Origin of the sequence: uncultured Leifsonia sp., from assembly GCF_945957465.1 — a bacterium.
GTDB lineage: Bacteria > Actinomycetota > Actinomycetes > Actinomycetales > Microbacteriaceae > Leifsonia.
The window spans coordinates 1-7,156 of sequence record NZ_CAMFLC010000088.1; the positions used below are offsets into that span (position 1 = coordinate 1).

4 protein-coding genes and 1 pseudogene are annotated in these 7,156 nt (G+C 67.0%); 4 read left to right on the top strand and 1 reads right to left on the bottom strand.

Annotated elements, in window-relative coordinates; all coding sequences use genetic code 11:
* A partial coding sequence (gene gcvP / locus Q0Q23_RS19355) for an aminomethyl-transferring glycine dehydrogenase (protein WP_295128212.1) occupies positions 1-2,135 on the top strand: 2,135 nt, incomplete at its 5' end.
* Positions 2,136-2,214: 79 nt separating this feature from the next.
* Here the strand turns inward: gcvP and Q0Q23_RS19360 are convergent.
* Positions 2,215-3,042: a CPBP family intramembrane glutamic endopeptidase gene (locus Q0Q23_RS19360; RefSeq protein WP_295128215.1), complete on the bottom strand. Its 828-nt coding sequence runs from the start codon at positions 3,040-3,042 to the stop codon at positions 2,215-2,217.
* Between the two features lie 280 nt (positions 3,043-3,322).
* Here Q0Q23_RS19360 and Q0Q23_RS19365 point away from each other — a divergent pair, with 280 nt between their 5' ends.
* From Q0Q23_RS19365 to Q0Q23_RS19375, 3 genes and pseudogenes are all read left to right on the top strand, one after another.
* Complete coding sequence (locus tag Q0Q23_RS19365; protein ID WP_295128218.1) at positions 3,323-5,116, top strand: ABC transporter family substrate-binding protein; 1,794 nt, start codon at positions 3,323-3,325, stop codon at positions 5,114-5,116.
* A 194-nt stretch (positions 5,117-5,310) separates the two neighbouring features.
* Complete coding sequence (locus Q0Q23_RS19370) at positions 5,311-6,843, top strand: ABC transporter permease subunit (RefSeq protein ID WP_295128221.1); 1,533 nt, start codon at positions 5,311-5,313, stop codon at positions 6,841-6,843.
* Positions 6,843-7,156 (top strand): annotated as a pseudogene (locus Q0Q23_RS19375) (ABC transporter permease); the annotation flags it as partial. The gene Q0Q23_RS19370 and the pseudogene Q0Q23_RS19375, both read left to right, overlap by 1 nt.

The following is a 7,156-nucleotide window of genomic DNA, read 5'->3' on the forward strand; positions in this document are numbered from 1 at the left end:
CCGACGTCGCCGTCGGCACCAGCCAGCGCTTCGGCGTCCCGATGGGCTTCGGCGGACCGCACGCGGGCTACATGGCCGTCCGCAAGGGCCTGGAGCGTCAGCTCCCCGGCCGGCTGGTCGGAGTCTCGCAGGACGCGATCGGCAAGCCCGCCTACCGGCTCACCCTGCAGACCCGAGAGCAGCACATCCGCCGCGAGAAGGCGACCTCCAACATCTGCACCGCCCAGGTGCTGCTGGCCGTCATGGCCGCGATGTACGCCGTGTACCACGGGCCGTCCGGCCTTCGGGCGATCGGCCGGCACGTGCACCTCTCCGCCGTCGCCGTGGCCGACGCGCTGCGAACCGCCGGGGTCGAGGTGCTCTCGACGTCGTACTTCGACACCCTCGTGGTGGAGGCCGACGACGCCGCGACGGTCGTGGCGCGCGCCCACGAGCGCGGCCTCCTGCTGCACGCCGTGGACGCGGGCCTCGTCTCGCTGAGCCTCGACGAGGAGACCGCTGCCGACTTGCGCGACGGCGTCTTCCCGCTCGGCGACCTCATCGAAGTGCTCGGCGGCACGGTCGAAGGCGACGCGGTGCCGGTGTTCGGCTCCGAGCCGTCGTTCGACCAGGCGCTCGCCCGCACGTCGGACTACCTCACGCACCCGGTGTTCTCCACGCACCACTCGGAGACGGCGATGATGCGCTACCTCCGCCAGCTCCAGGACCGCGACTACGCGCTCGACCGCGGCATGATCCCGTTGGGCTCGTGCACGATGAAGCTCAACGCGGCCACCGAGATGGAGGCCGTCACCTGGCCCGAGTTCGCGGCGGTGCACCCGTTCGCGCCTGCGGCGGACGTGGCGGGCTCGCTGGAGCTCATCGACCAGCTCGAGGCCTGGCTCGCCGACGTCACCGGCTACGACACCGTGTCGCTGCAGCCGAACGCGGGCAGCCAGGGCGAGCTCGCCGGCCTCCTCGCCATCCGCGGCTACCACCGCTCGCGCGGCGACGATCAGCGCACGGTCTGTCTCATCCCGCAGTCGGCGCACGGCACGAACGCCGCCTCCGCCGTCCTCGCCGGGATGAGCGTGGTCGTCGTCGCGACCGACGAGCTCGGCAACGTCGACCTGGACGACCTGCGCGCGAAGATCGCAGCGAACGCCGACACGCTTGCCGCGCTGATGATCACCTATCCGTCGACGCACGGCGTCTACGAGCACGAGGTCGTGCAGATCACCTCCGCCGTGCACGAGGCGGGCGGCCAGGTGTACGTCGACGGCGCCAACCTCAACGCGCTGCTCGGCTATGCCCGCTTCGGCGACTTCGGCGGCGACGTCAGCCACCTCAACCTGCACAAGACGTTCTGCATCCCGCACGGCGGCGGCGGCCCGGGCGTCGGCCCGGTGGCGGCGAAGGCGCACCTCGCACCGTTCCTGCCGGGGCACCCGCTCGCGCAGGACGCGACGCACGTGCTCGTCGGGGCCGACGGACCGGACGGCCGCATCGAGCACGGCGGCGGCCCGGTCTCCGCGGCGCCGTACGGCAGTCCGAGCATCCTCCCGATCAGCTGGGCGTACGTCCGGATGATGGGCGCGCAGGGCCTCACCGACGCCACCGGTGCGGCGGTGCTCGCCGCCAACTACGTCGCGGCCCGGCTGCGCGAGCACTTCCCGGTGCTCTACGCGGGCGACAACGGCTTGGTGGCGCACGAGTGCATCCTCGACGTCCGGCCGCTCACCGAGCGCACCGGCGTCACTGTGGATGACGTGGCCAAGCGCCTGATCGACTTCGGCTTCCATGCGCCGACGATGTCGTTCCCCGTCGCGGGCACGCTCATGGTCGAGCCGACCGAGAGCGAAGACCTCGCCGAGCTCGACCGCTTCGTCACCGCGATGATCGCGATCAAGGCGGAGGCCGACGCGGTCGCGGCCGGAGACTGGCCGGCCGACGACAACCCGCTCCGGAACGCTCCGCACACGGCGGAGTCGGTGGCGACCTCCACCTGGGACCACTCCTACTCCCGCGAGCAGGCCGTGTACCCGGTACCGACCCTCGTCCGCAACAAGTACTGGCCGCCCGTGCGGCGCATAGACCAGGCCTACGGCGACCGAAACCTGTTCTGCGCCTGCCCGCCTCCCGAGGCCTTCGCGTAGCAGGCACTCGCCGAGTACGCCGATATTCGGTCCGAAACCGCCGAGTACGCAGATTGTCTGCGTACTCGGCGGTTCGTCGTCACGCGAAGACGTGCGGCCAGAGGGCGACGGCGAGCGGGTAGCCGACGAACGAGACGATGTCGATGATGACGTGGGCGACGACGAGCGGCATCACGCGACCCCAGCGCGTGTAGCACCAGCCGAACACCACGCCCATGATCGCGTTGCCGACGAACGGGCCGAAGCCCTGGTAGAGGTGGTAGCTGCCCCGGAGCAGGGCGGCGGAGAGGATGATCGTCCATTTCGACCAGCCCAGCTGCCGCAGCCGCGTGAACAGGTAGCCGACGACGATCACCTCCTCCTGCAGCCCGGCGCGCAGCGCGGCGAAGATGAGGATGGGCACCGTCCACCAGTAGGTGTCCAGCGGCGAGGCCTGCACCTGCACGGTCAGCCCGAGCACACGGCCGAGCGCATAGAAGAGGATGCCGGGGATGCCGATCACCAGGAACAGCAGCACGCCGCCGCCCAGATCGCGGCCCGGCCGGCTCAGATCGAAGCCGATGCGACGGAATCCGCTGCGCCCGGGCTGCCAGAGCAGGAAGACGACGAGGGCCACGGCGAAGAGCGGGAACGCGTTGCCGAGGAACTGGTAGAGGAAGTCGAAGAGCGGCCTGCTCGACTGGGACGGGTTCACCTGGGCCGTCTGGTCCGCCAGGGGCGTGCTCTGCGTGGAGCGGTCGATGATCGTGACGATCGAGTACACCGCGGACTGGCCGAGCGACAGGCCGAGGACGATCGCGACCTCCCACCACAGCCGGGGTCTGGCGCCTTTCTCGACCGGGAGTTCGGCCGCCCAGGCGGCCGTCCGTCTCGTCGCCGCTTCCGCCTCGGTCGACTCACTGCTCATATGTGCATCCTGCCAGGCCTCGACGGCGACCGGGGACACGTTGTACATCCGTGGATATCACCCCGCACATGCGCGATGTGCACGATTTCTTGCGTTTCGCGACGCCAAAGCACCGTATCCGGGGGCTCCGCGCAACGATCCGCCGACTGAGTTACCACTGTGTAACGTTTTCCAGCCTCATTTTGCATTCACACTCAACGGTACCTAGGTTGTTCTTATCCCGCGGGGTTCGGGTGCTCTCGCATGCCCGTGCCGTCGCACACTTCGCACAGGAGGAACATTGCACATCAAGGGAAGAAAGGTCAGGTACGCGGTCAGCGCCGTCGCCGTCGCCGGCGTTGCTGCGCTCGCGCTGTCGGCCTGCACCACGTCCGGCAGCACGGGCACTTCGTCCGCGGCCAAGGGCGGCACCGTGACGGTTGCTGTCGTGAACGACTTCACCTCGTTCAACTCGCAGACCCCGCAGGGCAACCTGGACACCAACGGACAGGTCGGCTATCTCGACGGGTCGTACGGTACTGGCTTCCAGTACATCGACAACAACTACAAGATCGTCCACGACGACAAGTTCGGCACGTTCAAGAAGATCTCGGACGACCCGCTGACGGTCAAGTACACCCTGAACAAGAACGACAAGTGGTCCGACGGCCAGCCCGTCACCGCTGACGACATGATCCTCGCCTGGGCGATCGCGTCCGGTCACTACGACTCGGCGAAGTTCGACGACCAGGGCAACGTGACGAGCGGCACCCAGTACTTCTCCATCGCGGGCTCGACGGCGGGCATCGACTCGACCGACTTCCCGACCGTGGGCGACAACAACACGTCGATCACCCTGAAGTACGCCACCCCGTACGTGGACTGGGAGCTCGTCAACCCGATCGCGCAGCCCGCGCACATCGTGGCCAAGAAGGCGGGCCTGTCCTCGGCCGCCGACCTGACCAAGCTGCTCAAGAGCCTCCCCAAGGGCGACCCGAGCAACCCGGCAGCGCCGAACGCGACCCTCAAGAAGGCCGCCGACTTCGTCAACACCGGCTACGACGTGACCGCGTTCCCGACCGACAAGGACCTGCTGGTCTCCTCCGGCCCGTTCGTCGTCTCGTCGTGGACCCCCGGCCAGTCGCTCACGATGACGCAGAACAAGTACTACGACGGCGGACTCAAGCCGAACGTGGACAAGATCGTCTTCCGCATCATCCCGGACGCCAACGCCCAGGTCACCGCTCTGCAGAACGGTGAGGTCGACATCATCAACCCGCAGGCCTCGGCCGACACGCTCACCGCTCTGAAGCAGACGAGCGCGAAGGTCCTGACCGGCGACCAGGCGTCGTACGACCACCTCGACCTGAACTTCGGTTCGCAGGTCTTCTCCGACCCGAAGGTCCGTGAGGCGTTCCTGAAGACGATCCCGCGTCAGCAGATCCTCGACTCGATCGTCACCCCGGTGAACCCGAAGGCCAAGGTCCTCAACTCGCAGATCTGGCTGCCGAACCAGCAGCCCGAGTACGGCGACTCCGTGAAGAACAACGGTTCGGACAAGTACAGCAAGGTCGACATCGAGGGTGCCAAGGCGCTGCTCGCGGGTGCCACCCCGACCGTCCGGATCCTGTACAACACGAACAACCCGAACCGTGTCGACGAGTTCCAGGCCATTCAGGCGTCCGCCTCCAAGGCCGGCTTCAAGGTCGTCGACGCCGGCTCGCCGGACTGGAGCAAGCTCCTCCCGGGCGGCAACTACGACGCGTCGCTCTTCGGCTGGATCAGCCCGGGCGCCGGCACTGCTCAGATCCCGCAGCTGTTCACCACCAACGGTGGCGGTAACTACAACCGCTTCTCCGCGGCGAACGACGACGCTCTGGCCACTCAGACGACGCTCGACACCAAGAAGCTCACCAGCCTCGAGATGAACATCGACAAGACCGCTTTCGAGCAGGGCTACGGTCTGCCGCTGTTCCAGCTGCCGGGTGTCTTCGGTGTCAACGCCCGCGTCGACGGCGTGAAGTACATGGGCAACCAGAACGGCCCGTTCTGGAACTTCTGGGAGTGGACCGTCAAGTCCTCGACCGCGAAGTAACGCTCGACAGTGAGAGTGCCCGGGGAACCCCCGGGCACTCTCCTGCGACGGGGCGTCGGCTTCCAGTCGACGCCCCGTTATCATGTAGTCGGCGGTCGTGATCCGACCGTTACCTCGAATTCGCGCCAGGCGAGCCCCCGCTCCGCCGCACACCCCCGTTCATGGCGCGCCCTGTCAGTGAAGGTTTTGAACCTATGGCGAGTTTCATCCTGAGACGACTTCTGGTCTCAGTGCTCATCATCATCGCCGCTTCGTTCCTGATGTACATGCTGGTCGCCTACAGCGCCGACCCGCTCCAGGATCTGCGAAGCAGCAACTCCCCGAACAAGACGCAGCTAATCAATGCGCGCATCCAGCTCCTCCAGCTCGACGTCGTCCCGCCGTTGCGGTGGCTGCTCTGGCTCGGCGGCGCGGCCAAGTGCCTCATCCCGTTCGCCAACGCGTGCGACCTGGGATCGACCATCTCGAACGCGAAGGTGGTGGACATCCTCCCGCAGGCGCTCACCTCGACCGTGCAGCTGGTCACGGTCGCCCTCATCCTCGCGATCCTCCTCGGTGTCACCATCGGCATCGTGACCGCCCTGCGCCAGTACAGCGGACTCGACAACGTCGTCACGTTCCTCAGCTTCTTCCTGTACTCGCTCCCGGCGTTCCTCGTGGCCGTGCTCCTCAAGGAGTTCGTGGCCATCGGCTTCAACAACTTCCTGGCGAATCCGACGATCCCCTGGTGGGTCGCGGTGCTGATCGGCGTGGTGGCCGGACTCATCTGGCAGTCGCTCATCGGCGGTGACATGCGACGCCGAGGCATCACGTTCGCCGTCTCCGGTGTGGCGACAGCCGGCGTCCTGCTCCTGATGAGCGCGACCAACTGGTTCCTGCACCCGGGGCTCGGGCCGGTCGTGATGATCATCCTGGTCGCCGGCACCGTGATCGGCGCGACGGCGCTGACCGCGGGTCTGCAGAGCCGGCGCGCGTTGATCTCGGCGAGCATCGCGGGCGCGATCTCGCTGGTCTGCTACTTCGGGCTGCAGTGGCTGTTCGACATCTCGACGCCGTCGACGATCGTCATCCTCGCCGTGATCGCGATCGTGGTGAGCCTCGCCATCGGCTGGTTCGTCGGCGGATACGACCGGGGTCAGAACATGCGGGTCGCCGTCATCGTGACCATCGTGTCCGGGTTCCTCATTGTGGTCGACCGCTTCATGCAGGCGTGGCCGACGTATTTCCAGGACACCAACGGGCGCCCGATCGCCACGGTCGGTTCGTCGACGCCCGGACTGTCCGGGGACATGTGGGTGTCGGGCCTCGACACCTTCACGCACCTGGTGCTTCCCACGATCGCGCTGCTGCTGATCTCGTTCGCCTCGTACACGCGCTACTCGCGGGCCGGCATGCTCGAGGTCCTCAACCAGGACTTCATCCGCACCGCTCGGGCCAAGGGCCTCCCGGAGCGGACCGTCGTCGTCCGGCACGCGTTCCGCAACATGCTCATTCCGATCACGACGCTGGTCGCCTTCGACGTCGGCGCGCTGCTCGGTGGTGCCATCATCACCGAGAAGGTGTTCGCCATCCCCGGCATGGGCTCGCTGTTCTACGCGGGGCTGTTCCGCGGCGATCTCAACCCGGTCATGGCGTACTTCGTGATCATCGCGGTGATGGCCATTCTGTTCAACTTCCTGGCAGACCTGGCCTATGCCGCGCTCGACCCGAGAGTGAGGGTCCGCTGATGTCGACCACCGAACCGATGATCGCCGACGAGCTGCAGGAGCCGAGCTCCCCGCCTGTCAGCCAGGGCAAGCTGATCTGGAAGCGCTTCCTCTCGAACAAGGTCGCCGTCGCGAGCGCGATCCTGTTCATCCTCATCGTGTTGTTCTCCATCACCGCGATCGGCATCGGCCCGATCCACGGCTGGTGGAAGTACGACTTCAAAGAGTTGAACGACCAGGTCAACCAGGGCGCTCCGAGCGCAGAGCACCCGTTCGGCCAGGACCGCATCGGCAAGGACTACTTCGCCCTGACGATGCGCGGCATCCAGAACTC

Coding starts and splice junctions, on each gene's coding strand:
- Q0Q23_RS19360 (WP_295128215.1), bottom strand. CDS start 3,042: ATGAGCAGTGAGTCGACCGAGGCGGAAGCGGCGACGAGACGGACGGCC.
- Q0Q23_RS19370 (WP_295128221.1), top strand. CDS start 5,311: ATGGCGAGTTTCATCCTGAGACGACTTCTGGTCTCAGTGCTCATCATC.